This window comes from Vibrio sp. SCSIO 43132 (assembly GCF_019904195.1).
GTDB lineage: Bacteria > Pseudomonadota > Gammaproteobacteria > Enterobacterales > Vibrionaceae > Vibrio > Vibrio nigripulchritudo.
The window spans coordinates 977571-1002974 of record NZ_CP063200.1 but is presented as its reverse complement, the minus strand read 5'-3'; the positions used below and the strand labels follow the sequence as shown (position 1 = coordinate 1002974).

35 protein-coding genes are annotated in these 25404 nt (G+C 45.9%); 10 read left to right on the top strand and 25 right to left on the bottom strand.

Annotated elements, in window-relative coordinates:
• The first annotated feature begins 77 nt into the window (after positions 1-77).
• On the top strand, positions 78-1220 hold the full coding sequence (gene lldD / locus INR79_RS22725) for an FMN-dependent L-lactate dehydrogenase LldD (RefSeq protein ID WP_223100129.1): 1143 nt from the start codon (positions 78-80) through the stop codon (positions 1218-1220).
• A 110-nt stretch (positions 1221-1330) separates the two neighbouring features.
• Positions 1331-1807 (top strand): outer membrane beta-barrel protein, encoded by a 477-nt coding sequence (locus INR79_RS22720; RefSeq protein ID WP_022561178.1) that lies wholly within the window; start codon positions 1331-1333, stop codon positions 1805-1807.
• A gap of 75 nt (positions 1808-1882) precedes the next feature.
• Here INR79_RS22720 and INR79_RS22715 read toward each other — a convergent pair whose 3' ends face one another.
• The 6 genes from INR79_RS22715 to INR79_RS22690 form a co-directional block, all read right to left on the bottom strand.
• The gene (locus INR79_RS22715) at positions 1883-2233 is read right to left on the bottom strand and encodes a hypothetical protein (RefSeq protein ID WP_223100127.1); all 351 of its coding nucleotides are present in this window, start codon (positions 2231-2233) and stop codon (positions 1883-1885) included.
• A 72-nt stretch (positions 2234-2305) separates the two neighbouring features.
• Positions 2306-2689, bottom strand: a complete 384-nt coding sequence (locus INR79_RS22710; protein WP_022610967.1) for an MAPEG family protein — start codon at positions 2687-2689, stop codon at positions 2306-2308.
• A 79-nt stretch (positions 2690-2768) separates the two neighbouring features.
• Complete coding sequence (locus tag INR79_RS22705) at positions 2769-3122, bottom strand: DUF1428 domain-containing protein (protein ID WP_022561175.1); 354 nt, start codon at positions 3120-3122, stop codon at positions 2769-2771.
• Between the two features lie 87 nt (positions 3123-3209).
• Positions 3210-3539, bottom strand: coding sequence for a gamma-glutamylcyclotransferase (locus INR79_RS22700; RefSeq protein ID WP_223100125.1), 330 nt, complete (start codon positions 3537-3539; stop codon positions 3210-3212).
• Positions 3540-3587: 48 nt separating this feature from the next.
• Positions 3588-4034: an NUDIX hydrolase gene (locus INR79_RS22695; protein WP_223100122.1), complete on the bottom strand. Its 447-nt coding sequence runs from the start codon at positions 4032-4034 to the stop codon at positions 3588-3590.
• Positions 4034-4528: a GNAT family N-acetyltransferase gene (locus INR79_RS22690; RefSeq protein ID WP_022561173.1), complete on the bottom strand. Its 495-nt coding sequence runs from the start codon at positions 4526-4528 to the stop codon at positions 4034-4036. The genes INR79_RS22695 and INR79_RS22690 overlap by 1 nt, the downstream gene beginning before the upstream one ends.
• 221 nt (positions 4529-4749) lie before the next feature.
• Here INR79_RS22690 and INR79_RS22685 point away from each other — a divergent pair, with 221 nt between their 5' ends.
• Positions 4750-5193 (top strand): DoxX family protein, encoded by a 444-nt coding sequence (locus tag INR79_RS22685; RefSeq protein WP_022589356.1) that lies wholly within the window; start codon positions 4750-4752, stop codon positions 5191-5193.
• Positions 5194-5258: 65 nt separating this feature from the next.
• On the opposite strand, the gene INR79_RS22680 is transcribed toward INR79_RS22685, so the two are convergent.
• Together INR79_RS22680 and INR79_RS22675 are read right to left on the bottom strand one after the other, a co-directional pair.
• Positions 5259-5870 (bottom strand): LysE family translocator, encoded by a 612-nt coding sequence (locus INR79_RS22680; RefSeq protein ID WP_004408577.1) that lies wholly within the window; start codon positions 5868-5870, stop codon positions 5259-5261.
• A 96-nt stretch (positions 5871-5966) separates the two neighbouring features.
• On the bottom strand, positions 5967-6770 hold the full coding sequence (locus INR79_RS22675) for an AraC family transcriptional regulator (protein ID WP_223100120.1): 804 nt from the start codon (positions 6768-6770) through the stop codon (positions 5967-5969).
• Between the two features lie 120 nt (positions 6771-6890).
• Here INR79_RS22675 and INR79_RS22670 point away from each other — a divergent pair, with 120 nt between their 5' ends.
• Positions 6891-7376 carry a GNAT family N-acetyltransferase gene (locus tag INR79_RS22670; protein ID WP_223100117.1) on the top strand — a complete coding sequence of 162 codons (486 nt, stop codon included), beginning with the start codon at positions 6891-6893 and terminating at the stop codon, positions 7374-7376.
• Between the two features lie 2 nt (positions 7377-7378).
• Here the strand turns inward: INR79_RS22670 and INR79_RS22665 are convergent, their stop codons facing one another.
• The 7 genes from INR79_RS22665 to INR79_RS22635 form a co-directional block, all read right to left on the bottom strand.
• Positions 7379-8017 carry a glutathione S-transferase family protein gene (locus INR79_RS22665; RefSeq protein ID WP_223100115.1) on the bottom strand — a complete coding sequence of 213 codons (639 nt, stop codon included), beginning with the start codon at positions 8015-8017 and terminating at the stop codon, positions 7379-7381.
• Between the two features lie 9 nt (positions 8018-8026).
• On the bottom strand, positions 8027-8395 hold the full coding sequence (locus tag INR79_RS22660) for a chromosome partitioning protein ParB (RefSeq protein ID WP_223100113.1): 369 nt from the start codon (positions 8393-8395) through the stop codon (positions 8027-8029).
• A 46-nt stretch (positions 8396-8441) separates the two neighbouring features.
• On the bottom strand, positions 8442-8903 hold the full coding sequence (locus tag INR79_RS22655) for a GNAT family N-acetyltransferase (protein ID WP_223100111.1): 462 nt from the start codon (positions 8901-8903) through the stop codon (positions 8442-8444).
• Between the two features lie 72 nt (positions 8904-8975).
• A complete protein-coding gene (locus INR79_RS22650) occupies positions 8976-9368 on the bottom strand; it encodes a hypothetical protein (RefSeq protein ID WP_223100109.1) in 393 nt (130 codons plus the stop codon).
• A gap of 107 nt (positions 9369-9475) precedes the next feature.
• Positions 9476-10084 (bottom strand): DNA-3-methyladenine glycosylase I, encoded by a 609-nt coding sequence (locus INR79_RS22645; RefSeq protein ID WP_022589348.1) that lies wholly within the window; start codon positions 10082-10084, stop codon positions 9476-9478.
• A 2-nt stretch (positions 10085-10086) separates the two neighbouring features.
• Positions 10087-10377 carry a YciI family protein gene (locus INR79_RS22640; RefSeq protein ID WP_223100107.1) on the bottom strand — a complete coding sequence of 97 codons (291 nt, stop codon included), beginning with the start codon at positions 10375-10377 and terminating at the stop codon, positions 10087-10089.
• The gene (locus INR79_RS22635; RefSeq protein WP_223100105.1) at positions 10377-10955 is read right to left on the bottom strand and encodes a TetR/AcrR family transcriptional regulator; all 579 of its coding nucleotides are present in this window, start codon (positions 10953-10955) and stop codon (positions 10377-10379) included. The genes INR79_RS22640 and INR79_RS22635 overlap by 1 nt, the downstream gene beginning before the upstream one ends.
• A 171-nt stretch (positions 10956-11126) precedes the next feature.
• Here INR79_RS22635 and INR79_RS22630 point away from each other — a divergent pair, with 171 nt between their 5' ends.
• A complete protein-coding gene (locus INR79_RS22630; RefSeq protein WP_262415469.1) occupies positions 11127-11549 on the top strand; it encodes a GFA family protein in 423 nt (140 codons plus the stop codon).
• Here INR79_RS22630 and INR79_RS22625 read toward each other — a convergent pair.
• Positions 11546-11710 carry a hypothetical protein gene (locus INR79_RS22625; RefSeq protein WP_004408602.1) on the bottom strand — a complete coding sequence of 55 codons (165 nt, stop codon included), beginning with the start codon at positions 11708-11710 and terminating at the stop codon, positions 11546-11548. The genes INR79_RS22630 and INR79_RS22625 overlap by 4 nt on opposite strands.
• A 121-nt stretch (positions 11711-11831) precedes the next feature.
• Positions 11832-12506, bottom strand: coding sequence for a pyrimidine 5'-nucleotidase (gene yjjG / locus INR79_RS22620; protein ID WP_022589343.1), 675 nt, complete (start codon positions 12504-12506; stop codon positions 11832-11834).
• A 193-nt stretch (positions 12507-12699) separates the two neighbouring features.
• Here yjjG and INR79_RS22615 point away from each other — a divergent pair, with 193 nt between their 5' ends.
• The 5 genes from INR79_RS22615 to INR79_RS22595 all read left to right on the top strand — a co-directional run bounded on the left by INR79_RS22615 (position 12700) and on the right by INR79_RS22595 (position 17143).
• A complete protein-coding gene (locus INR79_RS22615; protein WP_004400130.1) occupies positions 12700-13095 on the top strand; it encodes a glyoxalase superfamily protein in 396 nt (131 codons plus the stop codon).
• 191 nt (positions 13096-13286) lie between these two features.
• Positions 13287-13574, top strand: coding sequence for a putative quinol monooxygenase (locus INR79_RS22610; protein ID WP_223100103.1), 288 nt, complete (start codon positions 13287-13289; stop codon positions 13572-13574).
• Between the two features lie 470 nt (positions 13575-14044).
• On the top strand, positions 14045-14593 hold the full coding sequence (locus INR79_RS22605; protein WP_022561160.1) for an ECF-type riboflavin transporter substrate-binding protein: 549 nt from the start codon (positions 14045-14047) through the stop codon (positions 14591-14593).
• Between the two features lie 7 nt (positions 14594-14600).
• Positions 14601-16304: an ABC transporter ATP-binding protein gene (locus INR79_RS22600; RefSeq protein ID WP_223100101.1), complete on the top strand. Its 1704-nt coding sequence runs from the start codon at positions 14601-14603 to the stop codon at positions 16302-16304.
• On the top strand, positions 16301-17143 hold the full coding sequence (locus INR79_RS22595; RefSeq protein ID WP_223100099.1) for an energy-coupling factor transporter transmembrane component T family protein: 843 nt from the start codon (positions 16301-16303) through the stop codon (positions 17141-17143). Before INR79_RS22600 ends, INR79_RS22595 begins: the two co-directional genes overlap by 4 nt.
• A 196-nt stretch (positions 17144-17339) precedes the next feature.
• On the opposite strand, the gene INR79_RS22590 is transcribed toward INR79_RS22595, so the two are convergent.
• The 8 genes from INR79_RS22590 to INR79_RS22555 form a co-directional block, all read right to left on the bottom strand.
• On the bottom strand, positions 17340-17546 hold the full coding sequence (locus INR79_RS22590; protein WP_022614355.1) for a hypothetical protein: 207 nt from the start codon (positions 17544-17546) through the stop codon (positions 17340-17342).
• Positions 17547-17732: 186 nt separating this feature from the next.
• Positions 17733-19256: an aldehyde dehydrogenase (NADP(+)) gene (locus INR79_RS22585; RefSeq protein WP_223100097.1), complete on the bottom strand. Its 1524-nt coding sequence runs from the start codon at positions 19254-19256 to the stop codon at positions 17733-17735.
• 6 nt (positions 19257-19262) lie between these two features.
• Positions 19263-20402 (bottom strand): fumarylacetoacetate hydrolase family protein, encoded by a 1140-nt coding sequence (locus INR79_RS22580; RefSeq protein WP_223100095.1) that lies wholly within the window; start codon positions 20400-20402, stop codon positions 19263-19265.
• 16 nt (positions 20403-20418) lie between these two features.
• Complete coding sequence (locus INR79_RS22575; protein WP_223100093.1) at positions 20419-21348, bottom strand: SMP-30/gluconolactonase/LRE family protein; 930 nt, start codon at positions 21346-21348, stop codon at positions 20419-20421.
• A gap of 9 nt (positions 21349-21357) precedes the next feature.
• Positions 21358-22596, bottom strand: coding sequence for an enolase C-terminal domain-like protein (locus INR79_RS22570; RefSeq protein ID WP_223100091.1), 1239 nt, complete (start codon positions 22594-22596; stop codon positions 21358-21360).
• A gap of 12 nt (positions 22597-22608) precedes the next feature.
• On the bottom strand, positions 22609-23346 hold the full coding sequence (locus tag INR79_RS22565; RefSeq protein WP_004400143.1) for an ATP-binding cassette domain-containing protein: 738 nt from the start codon (positions 23344-23346) through the stop codon (positions 22609-22611).
• A 9-nt stretch (positions 23347-23355) separates the two neighbouring features.
• Complete coding sequence (locus INR79_RS22560) at positions 23356-24372, bottom strand: ABC transporter permease (RefSeq protein WP_022589334.1); 1017 nt, start codon at positions 24370-24372, stop codon at positions 23356-23358.
• 2 nt (positions 24373-24374) lie between these two features.
• Positions 24375-25376, bottom strand: a complete 1002-nt coding sequence (locus INR79_RS22555; RefSeq protein ID WP_223100088.1) for a sugar ABC transporter substrate-binding protein — start codon at positions 25374-25376, stop codon at positions 24375-24377.
• Between the last annotated feature and the right edge of the window lie 28 nt (positions 25377-25404).

The following is a 25404-nucleotide window of genomic DNA, read 5'->3' as shown; positions in this document are numbered from 1 at the left end:
TACTGCTTTTTTTAGCTCTTATCTTGCTCAACGCCCAGAAAAACAAGAGTTAACTTTTACTATTCAGGACTGAAAATATGATCATTTCCGCATCTACTGATTATCGCGCTGCAGCAAAAGCTAAACTGCCTCCGTTCTTGTTTCATTACATCGACGGTGGCTCATACAACGAACACACGTTAAAGCACAATACAGACGATCTGTCTGATGTCGCCCTGCGTCAACGCGTGTTACGTGACATGTCTGAACTGAGTTTGGATACCGAACTTTTTGGCGAGAAAATGTCACTGCCAATCGGTCTTGCTCCTGTCGGTCTGACAGGAATGTACGCAAGACGAGGTGAAGTGCAGGCAGCAAAAGCGGCTGACAAGAAAGGCATTCCATTCACTATGTCTACCGTGTCTGTCTGCCCGATTGAAGAAGTCGCACCGGCTATTGAGCGCCCTATGTGGTTTCAGCTTTATGTCTTGAAAGACCGTGGATTCATGAAAAACGTGCTGGAACGTGCGAAAGCAGCTGGTGTCACTACACTGGTGTTCACCGTAGATATGCCAGTTCCGGGCGCTCGTTACCGTGACATGCACTCTGGCATGAGTGGGCCGAACGCCGCGGCTCGACGCGTTTTCCAATCCATGCTTCATCCAAGCTGGGCGCTGGATGTGGGCGTATTGGGCAAACCACACGATTTAGGGAACATCTCCGCCTATCGCGGAGAACCAACTAAGTTAGAAGATTACATTGGCTGGCTTGGTGCGAACTTCGATCCGTCGATTAGCTGGAAAGATTTGGAGTGGATCCGTGATTTCTGGGATGGTCCTATGGTCATCAAAGGTATTCTGGATGAAGAAGACGCCAAAGACGCAGTTCGATTTGGTGCAGACGGCATCGTAGTATCGAACCATGGTGGACGTCAGCTAGACGGCGTATTGTCGACGGTTCGCGCTTTACCAAACATCGCCGATGCGGTGAAAGGTGACTTGAAGATCATGGTGGATTCAGGTATCCGCACTGGTTTGGATGTGGTTCGCATGTTAGCTCTAGGAGCAGACTTCACTCTGTTAGGACGTTCGTTTGTTTATGCACTGGCAGCTCAGGGTGGAAAAGGGGTTGAGAACCTTCTGGATCTCTATGAAAAAGAGATGCGAGTGGCGATGACTCTGACAGGTGCGAAGAGCATTTCTGACATTTCTTCGGATCTTTTAGTCAAGCTAGGCAAATAATCACACTTCGATCTAATAAAAAAATGTGAGAGGTTTAACAAAATCTCTCGCATTTTTTATTATTCGCCGCCAAAATACGCCCCTCCTGTTCATCCACGTTATCAATATCCATGAAAAAATCCTTATTGCCTCTGGCTCTGCTATCCCTTTCGTTTTTTGCTCAAGCTGAAGAAGGTTACTACTTTGGTGCGGGCTACAATATTTCCGCTTCGGAAAACAGCGGCGATAAAACGGGATTAAGTGCGAGTTTCGGGCATACCTTTCCTTTGGGCAGTACTTTTGCTGCATCATCAGAATGGCTTTATACCGATTTAGGCAAGCACGGTGGTTACGATATTTCCAGCATCGCCTGGAACCTGAAACCAACGCTTCCACTGAGCGATACTATGCATGTCGCAGGCGTGTTTGGTACTAACTATTTCTTTCAGGAAAGTGAGAAAGACAAAGACAACAAATTTGGTATTTCCTATGGTGCGGAGTTGGGGCTACGTTTAACTCAACATATTCAGGTAAATACCGGATACAAGATCTTCAATGCGAAAAGTCAGGTGTCCTCAATGTACGCAGAGTTCCAGCTGAGATTCTAAGTTCATCATTCCTGACAATCGAATCAAAACAGGCTGCCATTGGCAGCCTGTTTACTATTACATTCGTATATACCACTACGATTCAATAACAACCGTGTACTCGGGTTCCCTTTTCTTTCGCCTGTTGCTCATCGTTAAAATATCTTTGATAAATGCAGCATAAAAAATCGGGAACACATAAAACATCACCAAGACATAGCTGACTTTCAGCCTCATTGGCATGTATCGCCTCTTCCCACCATCGAATACGGTAATGCCCGTGACCATAAAAAAGCCAATGACATATATCGAGACTAAAGTGCCCACCATGCTGTATACGAAAAACACCCACGCAAGAACCTTACTCAACGCTTGCCTTACGCAGGGTTCAAATTCCTGAGCCATTTCACAGTATTCCTGCAGACTCGGATCAATTAGCCAATCCATTGTTGTTTACCTAGCTCTGATACTTTTTATATTTAGAGGATGGAATTCTATGAATTGGATATTAAATTCACATTAATTTACCAGTGAAAGATACAATAAATAACAAGAACTTAGCGCCATACAAATAAAAGTACATAACATGCCAAATACTCGAAAGTTGAGCTGTTCTTTCAACTGAGAAATTCCATAAGCGTGAACTACCCGTCCTAGCACCAGAAGGGCACCCGCAATGTGAAGGAAATACCCATTACCACCCAGATATTCAATTGCGAACAGCAATATAATCGTTAAGGGCACGTATTCGGCAAAGTTAGCATGAGCTCGCGAGGCTCTTAACAGTTTTTTACTTTCTCCTGCACCAACGGCGATTTTGGTTTGTTTTCTGGCTGTGATTGTCCTGGCAGACAATGTGATATAGACAAATGTCAGTATCGATAGATAGATCCCGGTTATCATAAAATTCCCTTAGAAAAAACAAACGCCATAGGTTGCTAGGATTAACAACCTACAACGCAAGGTGTTGTGGCAACTAATCTTACTCGCTCACAATCATATCAAAGCCGCCATAAATCATCCGTTTACCATCAAAAGGCATGGGGTGTTTCTCTTGGTCAAACCTTGGGTCTTCCATCATTTTCGGGTAGGCAGCGTCTCTCACCTGTTTAGATGGCCAGATTACCCATGAAATACAGACTACCTCTCCTTCATGACAATCTACGGCTTTGAAAAAATCGGTGTGCTCCCCTTCTGGTATGTCGTCTCCCCAACACTCAACCACAGACAACGCACCAAGCTCTTTGAATAACCCTGCCGCCATTAAGGCGTGGTCAATGTACTTTTGCTTGTTTTCTTGCGGCACCGCTGCCGCAAATCCATCTACATAACTCATCGTAATTTCCTTATCGACACATTCCTGTTAAGACTATGCGAATTTAAGAGGTCTGCCAGTCTCAAATAGGCGATAAAGTTACGATGTTTAGGGTTTCTTAAGCTGGTAGATGTAGGCACTGACTCTTTCGCCCGTTTTAAGCTCTACAGACGTTAGAACTCGCTCGTAACCGGGTCCTTCAAATTCGTCTAGTTGCTGCCAGTGTTGGGTAAGATCATCGGATTCAAAAACGAAGCCCTGCACTTTCTCTCCATGGGGAGACAAATCAATACCTGGGTAGCCTAAATCTGCGCCCCACCCTTCCTGTTTTAATGTGCCCAGCACAAACCCTTCTTGCCAGACACCTTGCACATCCTCAAGAATATGCGCATTGGGTCGACCAGGTGCCAGTGTCCCGTAAACAAACAACCTTTCCATCTCATCCTCTGGTTCTGATTAACAACATTGACTAGCAGAACAAAAACCTTATTTGTTGACTGCTAACGCCTCTCTCACATGACAAATAGCGCGCTCAAACACCGGATGACTCTGACTGGAAAGTGAGTCACTTAAACTGTGCCAATAAAATTCAAACTCATGCCCACCATCATCCTGCGTATAAAACGTCCATTGCTCAGGTAACGCATTACAGTCGCATAGAACGAAATACCAGACTTGTCCCTCGTAACCAGAGCTCCACTCATTCAGATAAGAGACACGAGAAACATCTTCAATTCCTGATTCCTCAGCCAGTTCTCTTAATGCGGCTTGCTCTATGGAAGCATCCGTTGGTTCAATTGTCCCTTTAACGAGCTGAACCCCTGCGAGTGGATGCCGAAATACAAGTATCTCAAACCCTTTCGAACCTTGTCTTAATACCAAAGGGCATGCTTTGGCTTTTCTATTCTCAATCAATGTTTTATTAATATTCATTATTTTTTCAAATCAAGCTGCCAGTAACTGACATCAATCCAGTCTCCAAACTTAGTGCCTACTTTTTTGAACTCGCCGACTTGAGTAAAACCCAGAGACTTGTGCAGGGCGACACTGGAAGCATTAGGCAAACTCACCACGCCAATAACACTTTGCATTCCTCGGGCTTTTAAGATGGAAATCAAGTGAGAGTACAGCTTTTTTCCCACACCTCGACCTGAAGCATTAGGAGATACATAAATCGTCGATTCAGTCGTAAACCGATAGGCACTTCGTGCGTGCCATAGTCCTGCGTAGGCATAGCCAACCACTCTTTCGCTATCGAGGATGACAATCCATGGAAGACCCTGCCCCTGAACTTTTCCGACTCTGCTGTTCATTTCATCAGGGGAAATGGACCGCTCCTCAAAAGTCGCAGTGCTGTTGGCAATAAAGTAATTATAAATGTTCGTGATCGCCTCAATGTCTTGCGATTCTATGTATCTGATTTCCATATCAACTCAAATCCTTTTGAAAATGATAACAAGCTCAATGAAGCAACGACACTTTGTTAATGTCAAGTAACTCAACGAGCAATATATTTCATTCTAAATTTTCGAACAAACCCGTCAACAAACTCCCATTAACCGCTAGAAAAGAACTCTATAAGATGACTTTCAACAGCTAATCAAAGGGTTTAGCAAAAATAGTCTTATTCGAATTTATTGAGGTTAATATGAAAAGTTTCCTAAAACAGATCACTCTAAGCACCGCAGGTTTCAGCACTTTGGCATTGCGAATTCCTGTTGGCATCATACTAATGGCGCATGGTGCACAAAAATTATTCGGCTGGTTTGGCGGATACGGTCTTGAAGGAACCGGGCAGTGGATGGCATCTATCGGTCTGGCACCGGGCGTACTGATGGCGTTTCTAGCGGGTAGCGCAGAGTTCTTTGGTGGTCTGTTCCTAATTCTCGGTCTATTGACTCGCCCTGCGGCAATAGTGACGGCATTTACCATGATTGTTGCCATTTTTTCCGTGCACTTTGAAAACGGCTTATTCCTTTCGAACAATGGTTACGAGTTCGGGCTGGCTTTGCTTGCGGCTTCTGTGTCTCTGGCTATTTCCGGCTCAGGAAAACTGGCACTGGACGAATCACTGGCCAAGAAATTGGCTTAAATATAAAGGCGCAGATAGAATCTGCGCCTTTATTAGCTCTTAGCAATTAGCTTTGTTCACCCTAACTATGACCAGAGTGGGTTTTGAATAATCAGACCAAGAGATACCCCCTGCAAGCAGGCAGCATAAAACAGGTTTAGCCCTTTGGCATATCGCTCACTACTGCTGACCTTGGATAACCAATAGCCCATTTTTACCCATACTAGATGCATTGATACATTCAATATCGCAAGCCACACCACCAGCACCAAAACTCCCTGTTCGCCAAAAGCGCTTTGTGCCTGCTCACTAAACAGTGAAAACATCAGAAACACCATCAGCCAGCCTTTACTGTTCAGTAACTGAACCACCAAGCCATCCACAAATCCAAATACTTTCTGCTCTCCATCAGAAGTCTGCTTGGCGCTTTTTACAAACATCACTGCCAGATAGATCAAATAGCCAGCTCCCAGTAGCTGCACAATATTCATCACGGTCGGGTAGCTCTGAACCGCCTGTCCGAGACCAAACCCAATGATTAAAGACTTCACCAGAAAAACAAGATCTACACCGGCGACGAGTGGCAACGACTTTCTTAAACCAACTCTTGCACCTGAAGCCGCAAAGATGATGTTCGCAGGTCCCGGACTAAACACCAATGGAAACATCACACCTAACCAAATGACAAATAAGCTCATGCTTTACCTCCTTTTGCATCTTGAAAGAAGGATAATTCAACGAGTATTCTGCCTCTTGTACAAAATTGCACTTAGCTGTAACTAGGGTCTGTTGCCCTAACGAATGACATAGTTTTTGGGCGTAACACCAAAAGCGCGTTTGAAGTTTCGGTTGAAATGGCTTTGATCGTAAAAGCCGCAAGCTAAGGAGGTTTCAACACAACTATTACCCTGCGCTAAAAGCTGTTTGGCTTTATGGGCTTTCACCAAAAGCAGAAACTGATGAGGGGTAATGCCATAACACGCTTTGAAAGCGCGGATCAGTTGAAACCTGGACTTCTGTGTTTCATCTTCCAGCTCGTCTAGCGACACATTCAGCTGCCAGTTATCCAGCAGGTATTCACGTACCTTTAACGCACTCTTGTCACTTTTCAGCTTCGCCGAGGCATTGACAGACATCGACCCATAACGGGTAAAGAGCTTTTCAAGCACAACTGCCAGTAAAGAATCTTTGGTTAGGTTGAAACTGGAATGTTCTAAGGAGAGGTGAAGCTGTTGTAATTCAGAAAACAACTCAAGATCATCAATGACAGGTTTGTCTAGTATTGGATCGACCGACCGCCCAGCATGCTCGAAGAGTTGATGAATGGTATCGAGATCGAAGTAAAACATGCGATACCGCCAGCCATCGTTGCAGCTCGCATAACCCGTGTGGATTTCAGAAGGGTTAATGGTAACGATATGATTTTTGGGAACAACAATATTCTGACCTCGGTAGAGAAGCCCTTCGGCGCCATCCTCAATTAACCCGATAGCCAGTTCATCATGCCAATGCTTGGCAAACTCGAACTTGTTGTAATTGGCGGACAACAGTTCAATCCCAGAAAAGTGTTCGCTCTTCCATATCTTCGCAGTTTCCAATCTGATTCCTTTTTCGATTTCGCTTTAAAGTATCACTCACTCAGCAAGTAATCATTGTTTTTCTGAAACGTAACCCAATCTTATATTCTGAACGAAGGTTGAACTGCAAAAGGAGTACTCATGCTAACAATCAGACCTGCTCTACATTCTGACATCAAAAGAATCTCTGACATTGAATCTCTCTGCTTTCCCGAAAGTGAAGCGGCATCATTAGAATCATTCACTAAAAGATTTGATGTTTTTCCGGAGTGCTTTTTTGTCTTAGAAGTCGATAATCAGGTCGTTGGGCATATTAACGGATGTCGCTATCACCTTCCTGAACTGCCAGACGAATTATTTGAAGATGCGAATCTTCATAACCCTGAAGGTGCATTTCAAACGGTTTTCGGATTAGCGGTTGACCCACAGCACCAACGTAAAGGATACGCTTCTGAACTCACCAAACATTTGATTCAGATTTGCCGTCAGCGTGAACTTGAAGGAATGGTTCTTACCTGTAAAGAGCACCTTATCCCGTTTTATCAGCACCACGGCTTCGTTCTTCGAGGAAAATCGGAGTCATGCCATGGTGGTGCATCCTGGTTTGACATGACTCTGAATTTCTAGCCTCAGTCGAAAATCGTAATATCCATTTCTTCGATTTTACACACCGCCTGAATCGTCGGGTGCTGGCTGAGTGATTTTAGATACGCCGCCAGATTGGGGAACGTTAACGGGTTCTTCTCCACTGGCAAGGACCACTCAGCTAGCATAAACAGGAAGTAATCAACCGCCGTAAGCTGCTCACCTATCAGGTATTTGTGCTTTGCGAGTTGTTCATCAATAACGGATAGCGCATTGGCGATCTGGACTTCCTGCGCCGCTTTCACGTTCTCTACTGTACTTTCATCATTGGTATGACGATGAGCGTAGTAGTACACCATCAGCTCAGCCTGTAGCGTGTTATTCAGGTAAGCCAGCCACTGGAGAAACAGCGGTCTGGCTTTGTCACCTACAGGTGGCATCAGCCCGTGTTCTGGGTGGCTTTCCGCAAGATGCATGCAAATAGCCGGGCTCTCGAAAATGGGTTGACCGTCGTCGATCAATGTCGGAATGCGACCAGCCGGGTTCAGCTTTAAATACTCGGCAGATTTTTGTGAATTCGACTTTTTGTCGACTAACACCAGCTCATAAGGTAACTGCATATGATGCAGAAGAAAGTGAGGGGCTAAGCTGGCATTGTTTGGGTAGTAGTAAAGTGTGTACATAACGTGTCCTTACTTAGAGTCGATTTCTTGCACTTGATCAGGTTCTGGGTTTGTCGGAAATCGCTTTGCCTGAATGGTGGTTCTTCCTTCCATTATGCATTTCGCAATACGGAGCATACCATCAAAAACCCGAAAATCTTCCGTTAAAATGACGGGATAAGACAGATCCGCGTTAATGATCCTCTCGCAATGTTTGGCGATGTTTCGACAAGTTGGCAGAGGTCCATCTAAGCTAAACCAGGTGACTTCGTCAGGACCACAAATATCATCAATGGCGATTTCTTCGGTTGGTAACGCCTCTGCAAGTGTCCATATTCTTTCTATATCCCAGACAGAGCGAACTCCATCGTTAATTTCACCATATTGCTGTTTTGCCATTTGTATTTCCTTGATATTGACCTGAGGGAGAACGGGATAAGAGCAATCAACGGTTCAGAAGCAGTTCCATGTAAACCGAATGGGGATCAGACTGGTAGTCGCCAAATTCATTCCTTTCGCGAAAGCCCAATGACTCATATAACTTGATGGCAGCGTGTTGCTTGTTTCCCGTTTCCAGCCTGAGTACTGAGACAGAACGATTGGATGTAGCATCGATCAAATGCCTTAAAACGCGTTTTGCCTGATCTTTACCACGAAATTCTGGCTTCACATAAATGCGTTTAAACTCACCATACTCGTCGTTGTCCTTTTTAAAAACAACGGCGCCGCAAGCAGACAAAACGTCACCATCGTATATACCAGCGAAATACACGTTATCGTCGTCTAACTTATCCAGAGGAAGTAAATCGTTTGATTCTGCTGGATACAGAGAATTCATGAGATGATCGATGTCTTGGATGATTTCAGGAACGCCGGGGGAATAGGAATAAAGCGGTACAACTTTCATGTGACTCCTTGTCTCTAAACTTCGAGGGAGTCAAAGGTAACACATTCATATTAAGGTGATTTTAAGGTGAAATTAAGGTATCGATATACACTGAAATGTTTCAGGTTTAATTGACCCATTTTGCGCCGTTTCGTACTTCAAAAATGTTTGATCGCACTCACTGGTTTCCCATGGAAGGCAACTGGATAAGGAAATAGTACAGGTTTGCTCAAAACAGCCTGCGTCTAAGCGGTTTATGTGATTTTGCATGTTGTTGCTCACCAGGCTCGCAACAACATCTCCCACGGTTTCACTGTTGTAATAGCAGGCGCGTTGCTCTTGTCTCAGTGGTACGTTTGCGTGTTTGAGTACCTGTGATAACAGCGCATCTGATTCTGGTGCATTTCGCACAGCCAGTTGAGAATGCACATCCTTTCCAAACCAGCCAAGAACCACTGCCAACACCAGTACTACCAACACTTTCATTCTGTTAAGTCCCTCTAACATTTGAGGGACTCACTATACCGACATTCGTCCTCTGTTATAGGCTCATAATTGAGAAACAGGTCGCGGCACAAACCGAAAGATAAAGATCATGATGGCACTTTGAAAGCGGCTCTGGCGGCGTCCACAGCCGGACGCATAGAGCATTCGCTAGCATGGTCGTTGATCAACCCCATTGCCTGCATAAACGCATAAGCGGTGGTCGGCCCGACAAACTTCCAGCCTCGTTTCTTGAGTTCTTTTGACAGCGCTTTCGATTCTGGGGAAGTCGACTGAGACTGAGGTACAAAATTTTCGTCACACTTAGCTTCATAGCGCCACATGAACGCCGCCAGTGAACCTTCCTGCTCAACCATTTCCACCGCTCGCTTTGCGTTGTTAATAACGGCTTCAATTTTGCCTCGGTGCCTGATGATTCCTGCGTCCTGAAGAAGACGCTCAACATCGCTTTCATCGAATTTGGCCACTTTGTAAAAATCGAACTGTTCAAATGCCGCACGTAAATTGTCTCTTTTCGAAAGAATGGTTCGCCAGCTTAAACCTGATTGAAAGCTCTCTAGACAGATCTTCTCGTACAATCTCTGGTCATCACCAACTGGAAAGCCCCATTCCTTATCGTGATACTCAAAAAAGTCCGGAGCAGCTGCGCACCAACTGCACCGCGGCAAACCGTCAGGTCCTTCTACAGTATTTGTCATAGTTATTTTCCTATCAGACAGCTCAGAGAATCACTGGCGGTGTGAGCATCAATTTCAATGATACAAACTTCGACAATCTTTTCCCGAACAAATGGGTCTTCCGAAAGCTTTGCCTCCAGTTCTTCCCGATTTACCCCCTGAACAAATAACGCACCGCCCGGTCCAGGTTTTAGGTTACCTACTAAAATAAACGTTCCGTTTTTTATTCCTTCGTCTAACCAAGCCTTATGGCTTTGCATATGTTGTTTTGCCAGCTCCATCGCGCCAGTCAGTTTTAATGAAACAACAAACATCAGTGTATCTCCCTACTCTTTATTTTTTCATCCAGCCAGTCGCACATTTGTGCCACTTCAAATTCGATAAATTCATCATCCTTAAAGGCATTGATTAAAGTGGCAACCCCTTGGCTTCTGGCAAGCAAATGCATGGCAAGTGTTGGCGATTCCTGCTGAAAGCCCAATGCCTCAAACTGAACGATAAGCCAGCTCTTAAACAGACCAAACAGTCGGTTTGCATCTGGTAAAGCCGGGTGTTCCAGCTTGCTCAATTCCGTGGTGAGTGTGCCAACCGGACAGCCAAACTGTTTAATTTTGGTTTTGTTGGCGATCAGAATATGGATGAAACTGCGGATCCGTTCTTCAGGGGCGTCGCTGGCTGATTCCCATTGCTCCAGAATGCTCTCTGTATTTTCAAAACGCCTGGTAATCACAGCCGTCAGAATGTCGTCTTTCGATTTAAAGTGATAATAGAAATTACCGCGCGATATGTTCACTGCCGATGCAATATCGGCAAATGAGGTATATTCATAGCCATTCTGATAGAAGAGCATGTCTGCCGCTTCTACAATTTCCTGTCTTTTGGTACCCGCCATTTCCGTCTCCAGATCCAACTTTAGGACAATTGACCTAACTCACTAATTTTAAAATAGGACAATTGTCCCAATTCTGTCGTAGATCTCGATCACATACTAGAAAATCAGCGATAGGAAGGCGATGTGCGTTTATGTCAAAGTCCTGCACAACAATTATAAAAGGAAAGCGATATGAGAAAATATCGAGGAAGCTGTTTGTGTGGCGGGGTAACATTTGAAATCACCCAATTTGATTCTCAGGTAGGACATTGCCACTGCTCGATGTGTCGTAAGTTTCACGGTGCTGCGTTCAGCACTTTTATTAACGTACCGAGAGGTCGTATTCGTTGGTTAACGGGTGATTTGCTTTTAAGAAAATATACCGCTCAAAATGGAACAGAAAGAACCTTTTGTGAGGAATGTGGCTCTAGCCTGGCTTTTAAATCTCCAAAATCAGAAAGAGGCAGCATTGAGATCGCATTGAGCGCCTTAGATGACCACGTTCCCGTGACGCCAGACGCTCACATTTTTATGTCATCGAAAGCCGACTGGTATTCAGATCAAGATGACTTACCCAAATTCGAACAGGGCAGAGATAGCTCAAGAGCGGGCTAGCTTAAACTCGGCTCTGCCGATTCTTCTCGTTCAGGTTTTGCTTCATTGATTTCATCGTTATCAGAGTGAATGTGCTCTGATTCGTACAGTGCGTTGTCTTGATTGTAGTATCGGACGACGAAGGGAGTGAGCATAACAGAGGAAGGAAAAAAGCGCTTCATAACGGTAACCCTCTTTGAAATAGACAAGGTAATAGTAAGTCAGCGCTTTTTCGATAATCCTGATATAAAACAATAAAATGCTGTCCTGTATTTTATTTCCAGTTGCAGCATTTTCGATTGCTTATGGAAGCAGCAATTGCTGCAGTTCTTTCCAGCATTTTACTTCGTGATGTGGGTCAATACCTTCAGGTCTGTTTGCTCCTTCAGTATTGAGCCAGCATGTTTCGATGCCTGCATTCAAACCACCCAACACATCTGAGTGAGGGTTATCCCCTACCATTAGAATTTTGTCTTTATTTGGATGCCCCATCTTTTCAAAAGCGGCATCAAAAATAGCCACGTCTGGCTTAGCAATCCCGACTTCTTCCGAGATAATCACATGTTCAAAATATTGGCTCAAACCTGTTTTTTCCAGACGGATACTTTGAAGTTGAGTAAAGCCATTTGTGATGATTCCCAATTTGGCTTTCTTGCTTATCAACTCTAAAACTTCAGGAACATGAGGCAGTGGTTGGCAAATATCTGCCATCGCATCAAGGAATTTTTCATTTAATTCAGACGGATGCAAGCTAAGCTTCTGTCCCCAGATTACGAAACGATCTTCTTGTAGCTGTTTCGCATTTATTTCACCGTCTTGGTATTTCACCCAAAGAGGCTTATTTACAAGTTGGTATTCTTCAAAGTCTGCCTGAGTAAAATTCACATCTAAACGAGAAAACATCGTTTGCAGACCTTTAAAAGCGTCGAAACTGAATAAGGTTTCATCCGCATCAAATAATATCCAACTGTACTTCATAGAGTTCTCCTTCAAAATATACCCACAACATACGGTTTAGATTAAAACCCTCGGGTATGGTCGTTATTATGTCACTTTACCCGCGTCATTTAGGCAGAAATATTCAATATTTTTGAAATGTAGTATTCCAATACCACCTACTTACCTAAAAACCCATGAATAATATGCGCCTAACAACAATCAGGAGTAATACATGACCAAAGCAATTCATTCCATGGTTCGTGTGTTTGATTTGGATAAGTCTTTGGAATTCTACGATAAAGCACTAGGCTTATCTGTCGCAGACCGCTACGACTTTGACGGTTTTTCTCTGATTTATCTAAGAAACAAAGAAACCGCTTTCGAGCTTGAATTAACGTACAACCACGATCAAAAAGAACCTTATACTCATGGAACTGGTTACGGTCATCTGGCTGTATCTGTAGACAACGCCGATGAAAGCCATAAAATGGCATCTGAAGCAGGTCTTGAACCTACCCCGGTAAAAGAGTTCTTCCATAATAACGAACGCCTCGCTAAGTTCTTTTTCTTGCAAGACCCAGACGGCTACAAGATTGAGTTTATCGAGCGAGACGGTCGATTCGAATAATTATAATAATGACACTTATGTTTAATCTAAAGTGCGAATAGAGTGCCTGACTCCCTCAAGTTGGGCTCATCTCTCATCCTTGTCATTGGCAGTTTAATTTTCAGACCCCCTCGGCGTCCTCCAACAACCCTCAGACACTGAGGAAAATTAAACCGCCACTTTTTTCTCTATTTTCTACCAAAGGAAATCTTATGATTCACTTACTTGCTTGCTTTACGGCTAAATCTGGTCAGGAAGAACAACTGAAGTCTATGCTTCGCGAAATGATTGAACCAACTCGTGCTGAGCTTGGCTGCGTTCGTTACGAATTGTTTGAAGATAATGGTCAGGAAGGTCATTTTATTTTTAATGAAAGCTTTATTGACCAAAAAGCATTTGAAGAGCATCAAGCCACTCCACACTTTTTGAACCTAATTGAAAACGTGGGTGACCTGCTTGCCGAAGAAATTAAGATCATTACTCTTTCCCCTGTTGAATAAGATTTAGAGCAGTGACCAAATAAAAAAACGCCTTTGACAGTCAAGCTCTGCCAAAGGCGCTTCTCCTCCACCCCGAGGATAAATTCTACTTCTTTTCAATTGGAAATAAGCTTTCTTAGTGAGCTTAGTTAAAATTTAGAACATCCTTACTTAAGCGCAAGCTTAATTGTCAAAAATTCTGCATTTAATTAGACAATTAACCCTTTTGGGTGAGTTTTAATAATATTCTGAATAGCCACTCATACTGTTTATTTCAAATGTCGTCCTAAATCCCTCTTACAAAAAATCAATGCGATTTATTTAACGAATATGAGCTTTATTGCAAATCAATTTGTTGACTAAATTTTATATAATCAATATGTTACTGTCTGTCTGCTAAGCAATCTCATTCTGGGTTCTTGTGTTGTGTCCCGTATGTAACAGCGCGGATATTTTTCTACTTAAGATATTATTCATCACAAGGAAACGTTATGAACTTCTCAGCGAAGATGGTAGTTGTTATTGCTATTGGGGCCGCATTGTATGGAATAGGTGGACTACCAATGTTCGGTATTCCTGTATTTGCCAATACCACTTTAAAACCTGCAATGGCTGTTCTGGCTCTGTTTTCTGTTATGTTTGGTCCTGTTGTTGGTTTCTTAGTTGGTTTTATTGGTCACTGGATCACTGACTTATTCGCGGGCTGGGGCGTGTGGATTACCTGGGTTCTCGGGTCTGGAATTGTTGGGCTGATCATGGGGCTGTTCCCAGTATTGACTCGTGAGCGTTTGAATAACGGTGAGCTACCTGCGAAAGACTTTTCCCTGTTTGTCTTATTAGCTCTGATTGGTAACGTTCTCGGTTACGGCTGCTCAGCATTCCTGGACACCATTCTGTACGCAGAACCTTTCACTAAGGTATTTACTCAGCTAACCATCATTGCATCTGCAAATACGGTTCTGATTGCCGTTGTCGGCTTCTTTATCCTGAAAGCCGTTGCCAAGAGAAAAAAGCAAAGCCGCAATCTGTCTGAGGCGTAATTCACTCATGACCATTGAGTTTTCAAACTTTTCTTTTCGATATGAGTCGCAGTCAAACGCGACTCTGAAAAACCTCAATCTTCAAATCAATCCGGGCGAAAAAATTCTTATCATTGGTCCTAGTGGCAGCGGCAAATCGACGCTCGGGCACTGTCTGAACGGACTTATACCCGCTTCGTTTAAAGGCGAAACACAGGGCTCATTGAATTTCAAAGGCGTTCCCTCCGATACGATGAAACTGCATCAGTTTACCGAACAGGTAGGAACCGTATTGCAAGACACCGACAGCCAGTTTGTCGGATTGAGTGTTGCCGAGGATATTGCTTTCGCACTGGAAAACCAAAGAGTCACAAACAAGCAGATGCTGACTACCGTCGAACAGACGGCAAAAATGGTCGATCTTGAAAGCATGTTGGCTGACTCCCCTCACGATTTGTCTGGTGGGCAAAAGCAACGTGTCTCTCTGGCGGGTGTTTTAGTGGATGAAGTGGACATTCTGCTTTTTGATGAACCTCTTGCCAGTCTTGACCCCGTAACCAGTAAAAAGACCATCGACATCATCGACAAAATTCATAAGGAAACACAGAAAACCGTTGTCATCATAGAGCACCGTCTTGAAGATGTTCTGCACCAACATGTGGATCGCGTAGTATTGATGAATAAAGGTCAGATTGTTCACCAATCCACTCCCGACGAGTTACTCAAATCAGGGTTACTCACTCAATATGGCATTCGCGAACCTTTGTACCTGTCTGCATTGAAAAAGGCGCAATGCTCCATTGAACACATTGACCATTTGTCGCAGCTGAGTGAACTCCCGCTAGATGATATAGCGCCTCAGTTAAACCAGTGGATGAAAGAGAGCCCTCTTCCCAACCCAATATCTTGTGCAGACACTTTACTGTCTGTAAGTAATCTCTCGTACTCCTATGACGGACAGAACAAGGTTCTCGATAACGTTTCTTTCGAGTTTAAACGAGGAGAGTTCGTTTCCATTCTTGGTAAAAATGGTTCTGGAAAATCCACACTGATAAAACTCATTATGGGTGTCTTAAAACCCGATTCAGGGCAACTGATTTGGGAGAATCAGGATCTTGCTGAACTGTCGATATTCGAACGAAGCAAGAAGGTGGGCGTGGTGCAGCAGAACCCAAATCATATGATCTCACAGCATATGATTTTTGACGAAGTGGCGTTCAGCCTGAGAAATCAAGGGATATCAGAATCGCAAATCGAGTCTAAGGTTCTGGACGTTTTAGAGCTGTGCGGTTTGAAACCTTTCAGACACTGGCCCATTGAAGCCTTGAGTTACGGTCAGCGCAAGCGGGTCACCATCGCCTCTATTCTGGTCTCTGAGCCAGAACTTTTGATTCTTGATGAACCTACAGCGGGTCAGGATTATCGCAACTACACCTCAATGCTTGAGTTCATCAGGGAGCTTAACAGGAAGCTAGGAATCACTGTCGCCATCGTTTCTCACGACATGCATTTGGTTTTGGAATACACAACCCGAGCCATTCTGATATCCGATGGAAAAGTCATTGCTGATGCGCCGGTAACAGAAGTTTTCAGCCAATCAGACCTGCTCCAGTCAACCAATCTAGCACCAACCAGTCTGTATGTTCTGGCAAATAAAGTGGGTATCGAAGACGCCAGCGGTTTTATGCAAAAGTTCATTTCTGAAGAAGTGAAAGGCGAGATTGCATTATGAACCCCGCGTCAAAAATAAACTTCGGAATCAACTATGTGGATACTCAGTCGCCTTTGCACCGACTGAACGGACTCACCAAATTAGTGCTGTTTGCAGCGTGGGTCACTGTGGTTCTGACGACGTTTGATCTTCGCATCTTGCTCCCTGTTGTACTCTTGGGAATGGGCTTACTGCGCTGGAGTAAAGTACCCCTTCGAATTTATCGCCCACTGCTTTTCGGAGCAATTGCTGTGCTTTCTTTGAATGCGCTGTTTATGTTTCTGCTCGCCCCAAAACAGGGACCAGAGCTGATAGGCAGCGAGCACATTCTTTTGCCTTTATGGGGAAGTTATTCTCTGTCTCAGGAAACTCTATTCTACCTTGTGACAGTGACCATCAAATACTTCAGCATGTTCCCCATTGCGCTTGTTTTTGTTTTTACAACTCATGCGACAGAGTTTGCTGCAAGCCTCAACCGCATCGGAGTGCCCTACAAGATCGCTTATGCCGTGAGTTTAACCTTGCGTTACCTGCCTGAAGTAAAAAGGGATTTTGTGAACATATTGCATGCCCAGCAAGCCAGAGGGCTGGATATGTCGAAAAACGTCTCGTTTTTTCAGAGGCTTCGCAGCGTTGCCCATATTTTGGGACCACTGATTTTCGCAAGCCTTGAACGGGCAGACACTATCTCCAATGCCATGACCTTGCGCGGCTTTGGCAGGCACAAAACCCGAACCTGGTACAGCGCCAGACCACTAACCAAAACGGACAGGTTGGTTATTTTTGCAGTCCTGATCATCGCCATACTCGCGATTGTGAAGCGATACAACGAATCAACCCTGTTCTGGTACCCGTTTTAGCTATATTAAGAAATTTCCGACAGACAAAACAAAGCCCGCATTGAGCGGGCTTGGTTAATTTCGTTTTCGACTACCGCGAAACTTTTTAATGTATTCCTTAAATTCTTCGTCAGACAGATCCTTTTTTCTGTCTCTTAGGGACGCGACCAATAAATCGCCACCGTTATGCTTAATCAAGTCTTCTAACGTCAGGTTTTTAATAGGGTCTGGCAGTTTGCTTCGCTTTGCCATTTAGTGCTTTTCTTATTTCCAGAACAATACAAACAATCATGAGTGTCAGACTGGCAAGAATGGCGTTTTCCACTCTCACCGACTGGAAGACCATGTCATTTCCGTAATATGCTGCGCTCCATGACATACCAAACACCACGCCAGTCGCTAGGCAAACCAGAAAATTAAACATAAAACCTCCAAAATTTGACGTCAGTATTCTGACATATTGTATAGCAGGGGTTTACTACTCCATTAAACAACTGTCTGTTGATGTTTAGAGGTGACACTCAAAATAAACTTTTGAATGACTAAATAGCCAGATTTCTAGTCGATTTAATAAGTTAAGCCCACAAGGTTGACGTTCAAGCTGTTACCGTTATGTGCCACTTAGCCAGTCAGGTACGTTTTGAAAACACACAGGGCGAAGCCAGCGATCAATCGATGTACTTCCTACTGAGGTGTACTGAGTATTGGACGTTGCAGGGAAAGGACCGCCATGCACCATAGACTGGCAAACTTCGACTCCGGTTGGGAAGCCATTAAAAATAATTCGCCCCGCTTTATGCTGAGCCAACAAAACCAGCGAAGTGACTTCTTCACTTTCTCCCTGTTCACTCAGCCAGAATGTGAAAGTCAGTTGCCCTTCCAAGGTTTCGATGATCTGTCTGATTGAGGAAATGTCTTCAGCCGCCACGACCAGCGACGCCGAGCCAAAAACCTCTTCCTGCCAGGCTGCTGGATCGGCGAGAAATTCGGCATCTGATATTTTGAACAAAGCCGGATAACAAAGGTTTTCACCTTCTCCCTTTGCGGCATTAGCTTCGGCGAGCTTTTTCGCTCCCAGGTTTTCCAACCGTTCGACACCTTGCTGATAGGACAGCCGTATATGACGGTTAAGCATGGTTTGCGCACTTTGTGCCGCCACATTCTCGCTCAGTGTCCTGAGAAATCCTTCAGACTCGCTGTTATTCTCAAGCAGAATCAGACCGGGATTGGTACAAAACTGCCCTGCACCTAAGCAGATAGAACCAGTCAGACCTGCAGCAATATCATCCGCTGATTCTTTTAACGCCGTTTCGGTAACGAAAACCGGATTAATGGAGCTCATTTCTGCAAACACAGGAATCGGGACATTTCGTTGCTGGGCAAGTCGGGTAAGTGCTAATCCCCCTTTTTTAGAACCTGTGAACCCCACTCCCTTGATTGCAGGATGAGAAACCAGCTGCCCTCCGATAGTACTGCCACTCCCAGACAACAAACTGAACACACCTTTTGGCACCCCCGATTTTTCAATCGCGGCAACAATCGCACTCGCTGCAAGGTATGACAAATGTGGGTGTGAAGAGTGCGCTTTCACAATAACCGAGCACCCCGCCGCCAAGGCAGATGCGGTATCGCCACCAGCTACAGAAAACGCCAATGGAAAGTTACTGGCACCAAACACAGCGACCGGTCCGATAGAACGTTTTACTAACGTCAGAGATGGTCTGGGCAGCGGCGCTCTTTCTGGCAGAGCTTCGTCATATAAGACTGGTTCATCTTGATCAATAAGCGCATTGGCGAAGAGGTTAAGCTGGCCGACAGTGCGCTGCAACTCCCCTTTCAACCTGAGCTCTGGCAGCCCCGTTTCCAGAGCGCCAAAATGCACAATGTCGGCTTCGCGTGCTAACAGCTCGTTCCCTATGGCTTGCAAAAACTCACCTCTTTTTGCGCGAGGAAATTCCGAATAGGTGCGCCACGCCCGTTCTGCTTGCTCGCATGCCGTTACCACCTGTTCGGACGATGCGGTATCAAATGTATTCGGTAATGTTTGGTTGGTTGAAGGGTTAACTGCGTGGGTTTGATTTCCCTCACCTTTTACCCATTGTCCGGCTATCACCAGCTTTCCCAGATTCTCCATAGCGCATCAGCTCCCTAACAAGTTCTTGGCGAAAAGATATTTGTACAGTTCACGTACCCCATATTCCCACGGAGGCAGTTTCTCACTGTGTTCAACGGTGTTTGTAAGAACGCCCAAATGCTTAGAATGAATGGTTACCACATCCCCGACATGGTGGGTAAAACCACTGCCCGGTTCGTCCCTGTCCTGAATTGGGGCAAACATGGTTCCCAGAAACAGGGCAACACCGTCCGGATATTGGTGGTGATCACCAATAAGCTGATTGACCAGTTTCTGAGGCGTGCGGCTGATGTTTTTCATATCTGAAGACTCACTGAGTGAGAAGCCATCTCTCCCTTTGATGTCCAGATTCACTACCTCAAATTCAATATCACTGAGCGTAAATTGCGCGGTAAAAATTCGAATCAAAGGTCCTATCGCGCATGAAGCGTTGTTGTCTTTTGCTTTGCCTAGCAATAAAGCGCTACGACCTTCATAGTCCCGCAAATTAACGTCGTTTCCTAAGGTTGCCCCGACGATTTTCCCCTGGTGATTGATCGCCAGAACTACCTCTGGCTCTGGGTTGTTCCAGTGAGAGGTGGACAAAACACCCACAGACGCCCCAGCTCCGACACTCGACATTGGCTGCCCTTTGGTAAAGATTTCAGCATCCGGACCTATCCCAACTTCCAGATACTGACTCCATAGCCCTTTTTCCTGAAGAAACGCTTTTAGCTTCTGAGCCGACTCACTCCCCGGTTCCACCTGACGAAGATCATTGCCGATAGCCTGATTCAGTTCCTGACGTAAACTTTCTGCTTTTTGAGGGTCACCACCTGCGTTTTCCTCGATGACTCTTTCCAGCATACTCACTGCAAAGGTAACGCCAGCCGCTTTGATGGCTTGCAGATCCAAAGGAGAAAGCAAGCTGTAATCCTGATTGTCCTCTGCAATCAGATGTTCCCAGCTACCAATGGGGTTGGCATCCCAATCTCGCAACACGGTTTCTAATGAGTCTGAATCGAATAAATCGCTTACGGTCGGGTATTGGGGAGTCAGGTCATACACCTGATGTTGTCTAACCAATACTACTCGCGGACCGCCTTCGTTGTTCGACCAGACCCTGCCTATCCACAGCGCAGAATCATCCTTGGGGATCATCGTCATTCCTTTGCTCCTTTTCTTATATTCCGATTCGTTTACGTAGTTGATCACTCATCTGATAGGCATTTTCGGCTTTTCCGCCCACCTCCATCTCGGCACTCAGCAAAGCCCCCTCCAACGGATTGTTAGCCAGTTGCTCATCCGACAACGAAAACTGCGCAGAAGTAATAAACAAGGTTTTCCCTTCTGCCCCGCCAAAGGTGCAGCTTGTGGGATTGGTCACGGGTAACTTCACTACCTTGTCTAGAGAGCCATCCGGCGCAATACGAATGATTTCAGAACCACCAAATCGGCAGTTCCACAAATAGCCTTCATTGTCGATACAGGAACCATCTGGGTCACCGTGTGGGTATCCTTCAAAAAACACGCTTTGGTTACTCACTTCTCCAGACTGCTCATCGTAATCAAACGCCCAGATCACGTTGTTCATCGAATCACCAAAATAGAAAGTGGCTCGATCTGGCGACCATGCCATGGTGTTGGTCAAACCAATGTTGTAATCCGTCCACTGACTGGAGTTTCCCAAATCATCCACGCTAAAAAGCGCCCCAGATTCACGAGTCATCGCCTTTCCGCTTCCATCAGCATGCAGGTTGGTCTGCATTGATGACACCCAGAAACGCCCCTGAGGATCGCATTTCCCTTCGTTCAGGCGATTGCCCACCATGGAGTCTGGCTGGCAAACGGGAATGGTCTTTCCGCCGGTTTTATCCAGCAGTGCAACCCCGTTGGCAAATGCGACAATCCAGTGTTTGTCTGACTGAGCAACCCGAGCACAAGCCGTTGGAAAATCTTCGGTTTTAATGGTTTCGCATGTTCCGTCCAGTGACACGCTGACAAGGAGTTTGCCGATGATATCGACAAACACCACGCGCTGGTTTTTCGCGTCCCACAGCGGGCTTTCTCCTACGCTAAACCGTTCCGACGACACCGCGTTAAACTTGTCCATGCCTACCTCCTAGTTGGGGTCGGTTAAATCTGGGTCTGCCCAGTTTGTGTTAGGTGTGTACGCAAACCAGCCAGGTCTCGATGGGTCTCTGTCGTACGGGTAGCCACCCAGTTTTTTGTAGAGCTCTGAATACTGTTCTAACTTGTCTTTGTCGAGCTCCACGCCTAGCCCCGGTGTGGTCGGAACGCGGATTTTTCCGTCTTTGTATTTGAATTTACCGCCCTGAATCACATCATCCATCAGGTGGTGGTAGTGGGCATCAGCCGCGTAGGTTAACGTCGGAAGAACGGCTCCCAAATGGAGCATGGTTGCCAGCTGAATACCCAGCTCTCCAGAAGAGTGAACAGATACACTGGTCTGGAAGGTTTCGCACACGTTCGCCGCTTTAATGCAGTTTCGAATCCCGCCCCAGAACGTGGTATCCAGCAGGATGACATCTACGGCAGGATCGCGAACGTTGGTCGCTAACTGCTCAAAGTTGATAATGACGGTATTCGTAGCATTAGGGATCTGGACGCGGTTGCGCACCGTGCGCATGCCGTTCAATCCCCATGTCGGGTCTTCGTAGTAATCGTTATTTAAGTCTTCGATATTGCGACCAAACCAAATGGCTTCTTCTACCGAGAACGCGGCATTCGGATCGTAGCGAACTTTGTCACCCGGCAGAGATTGCGCCATCGCCCTAAAAAGCTCCAATTCATATTCAGGGGGGAATACCCCACTTTTTAGCTTATGAACGCGAAAGCCGTGTTGCTCCTTAAGGGCTTTTGCATGGGCTATAAGCTGTTCTTTGGTGCGAACTTCGCCTTCTCCGTTGTCATTGTTGAATCGGAAAAACAGATAACTGGCGAACTCCACTTCGTCCCGGACTTTGCCCCCTAAAAGGTCGCACACTGGTACGCCTAGAAACTTGCCACAAATATCCAGGCAGGCAAATTCAATAGCCGCGTGGTATTGAGTCCGGTTGTTGTAAAGGCTGGCTGTCGGGTTACAGATCTTCATTCGCAACGCTTCCAGTTCAAATGGATCGTGCCCGACGAGGTACTGTTTCAAACCTTCAATCATGGCTTCTGCCGATTCACCACCACCACCCATTTCTCCCAACCCGGTGATGCCTACGTCGGTTTCGACCTGAACCACAGTTCGGACAAATCGCCCCCAGTGGGCACCATTGGAGTGTCGCAGTGGGGCTTCTAAGGGAACCGTGATTGTGGTGGCTTTGATATCCGTAATCTTTGGGTGCTTCATTCTTCTCTCCCTTTAACTGATCAACCTAACCATGTGATCGACAGACGTATCTTCAATGGCTAAATCGGCGGTTTTCTCACCCCGAGCCATTGCCACAATTCGATCGGATACCTGATAGACGTGGTGTAAATTGTGGCTAATGAAAATGCAGGTTACGCCCTGATTTTTCAGCATCTCGATGTATTCCAGCACCTTGTCTGTCTCTTTAACGGACAGGTGGTTTGTGGGTTCATCGAGAATCAGAATTCGCGAGCGAAAGTAGATGGCGCGAGCAATGGCGACCCCTTGGCGTTGCCCGCCAGACAGCTCTTTTATCGGTCGGTGCGGATATTCCAGATCCAACCCCACATCTTTGATTGCTCTTACGGCTTCTTCTGCCATTTTGGCTTCACTGAGCCAGCCAAAACCCCTAGGACCTTTACTTCTCATTTCCCGCCCGATGAACATGTTCCTCACAATCGACATTTCAGGAACCATGGCGGTGTATTGGTAAATGGTTTCGATCCCTAAACCCATCGCGTGCCGTGGGTTTCGAATCTGAACAGGTTCATTATCCATGAGTATCTCGCCGCTGCTCTGTGAGTGAACGCCCGACAATATTTTGATAAGGGTGGATTTGCCTGCGCCGTTGTCGCCAATCAACCCAATGACTTCCCCCCTCGCCGCCGAGAAGTTCACATTTTTCAGCGCTTCAACACCTGAGTAGGATTTGGAAATATTTCTGCATTCCAGCAATGGAGATTCGTTCATGCTTCCCTCCTACACTTTCATTTTGTCCGCCGCACGGCGGGTGTAAGTATTGAGTGCTACCGAGAACACAATCATTGCGCCGACCGCAAACTTGAACCAGTTGGCATCGATTCGGTTGATGATGATGATGTTTTCAATAAACGCGATAAGCAGCGCACCTATGATGGCTCCCATTACCGTGCCCACGCCCCCTGTCAAAGCTGCACCGCCAATCACCGCGGCAGCAATAGCGTGAAGTTCAAATCCGGTTCCCATGGTTGGAATGATGGCTTTGATACGAAAGCACTGAATGATGCCTGCAAAGCCTGCCAGCACAGAACACAGCACAAAGGCGGTTGTCTTTACCAAAGCGGTATTGATACCCATATCATGTGCAGCCTGAGTGTTGCCTCCTGTGGCGTAAATCCAGCTTCCGAAGTCGGTTCTTCTCAGCCACATGGCAAGCACGATGGCAAAAGCCACCAGATAGAAAATCGATGCTCTCAGCAAGTCGATTCGTCCAACTAGCCATGAGGTATCCATATCTCTTGGAAACGGAGGCGGAAACCCACCGGACATCACGATCGTCAGGCTGCGGATCATAAACAGCATGCCTAGCGTGGTGATAAATGAGGGCAAACCGATTTTCAGAGTGATAAACGAGTTACAAAGCCCGACGGCTGCTGCACCAATGAGTGCGACCACGATAGCCAGCCCGACAGGAATGCCCGCAGCAAGCAGCAGCACCATGATCATGGGCGAAAAAGCAAACACGGAACCGACAGATAAATCGAACTCGCCCGATACCATCAATATGGTGACGCCAATTGCTATCAGGGTAATTTCCGGTATCGGCTGCAAGATGATCATGAAATTGTTCAGCGTCAGAAAATACGGATTCGAGGCAGAGAACAACGCCAGCATAATCAGCAGCATGAGAAAGGCACTGACTTCAGGTCTTGAAAGCAGGTCTTTGACTTGTCTTCGCACGTTCATTCTGGATTCCTTTTGAATAGGGGCGGAATCGCCCCTTAATTCTTGTTCCATGCTTAGCGAACTCCCTGATCAATGTACTTCTCAAGCGTGGGTACATCTTTCTTGGTGATCAGAGCTTTACCTGTGTTGACATCCCACGCGCTCAAGCCAAATTTGTTGATTAGGTGGAGCTGTAGAATCGGCAGATAACCTTGCAGATAGGGTTGCTGATCAACCGTTAGGTGAACGTAGCCTTTCTTCATTTCATCGATAAGGATTGGCACAAGGTCGAAACCACCCATCAGTATTTCATCTGGCTTTTTGCCCAGATCGCGCAGACATTCCCCAGCCCCTGCGAACCAGAATCCAGCACCAATCACCGCACTGGTTTCTGGGTGCCCCTGAACGTACTGACAGATACGCGAACCAGTTATCGACAGATCGTTGCCCGAGTCGATCACGTCGAAGGTCACTTTCCAGTCTGGGTTTTGATCATTGAGTTCTTTGAGGTACTTTTTCGCACCACCAATACGGTCTTCTGCCCAGCTTTCCCCCGGTCTGGCGAGACCAAGCAACACGTGTGCGGGTTTGCTGCGATCAAATTGTTCCGCTAAACCCTTAGCGACTTCGTAACCTGCCTGGAAGAGATCCTGACCAACAAACGCCAGCCTTGCGCTGCCTAATTCACCTTGGGTGTCATCCACATTGGACACAATCACTGGAATACCTTTATCGACCGCTCTCTGAATCGCTTCGTCGTAAAGATTGTCATCCACCACCACGGTAACAATGCCATCTACCCCTTGGTTCACCACGGTTTCAAAGTTCTGTAGGTGCATTTGGAGGTTGCCGTTTTCCTGCGTAAACAGCAGTTGGCAGTCCGCTTTCAGCGTTTCACACGCATCGTCCATCCCACGTTTAATGGTTTGCCAGAAGGTGTTATCGATACCCGTTTGGGTCAGGTAAGTGAATCGCAGCGTTTTTTCCTTCTCGGCTGCAATACTGGGGGAAGCGAATCCCAACAGGGTCGTACTAAGCAAGGCACTCAGTACCGTGAGTTTTTTACAGTTAAACATGACTCTATTCCTCGTCCTTTTGAACAGA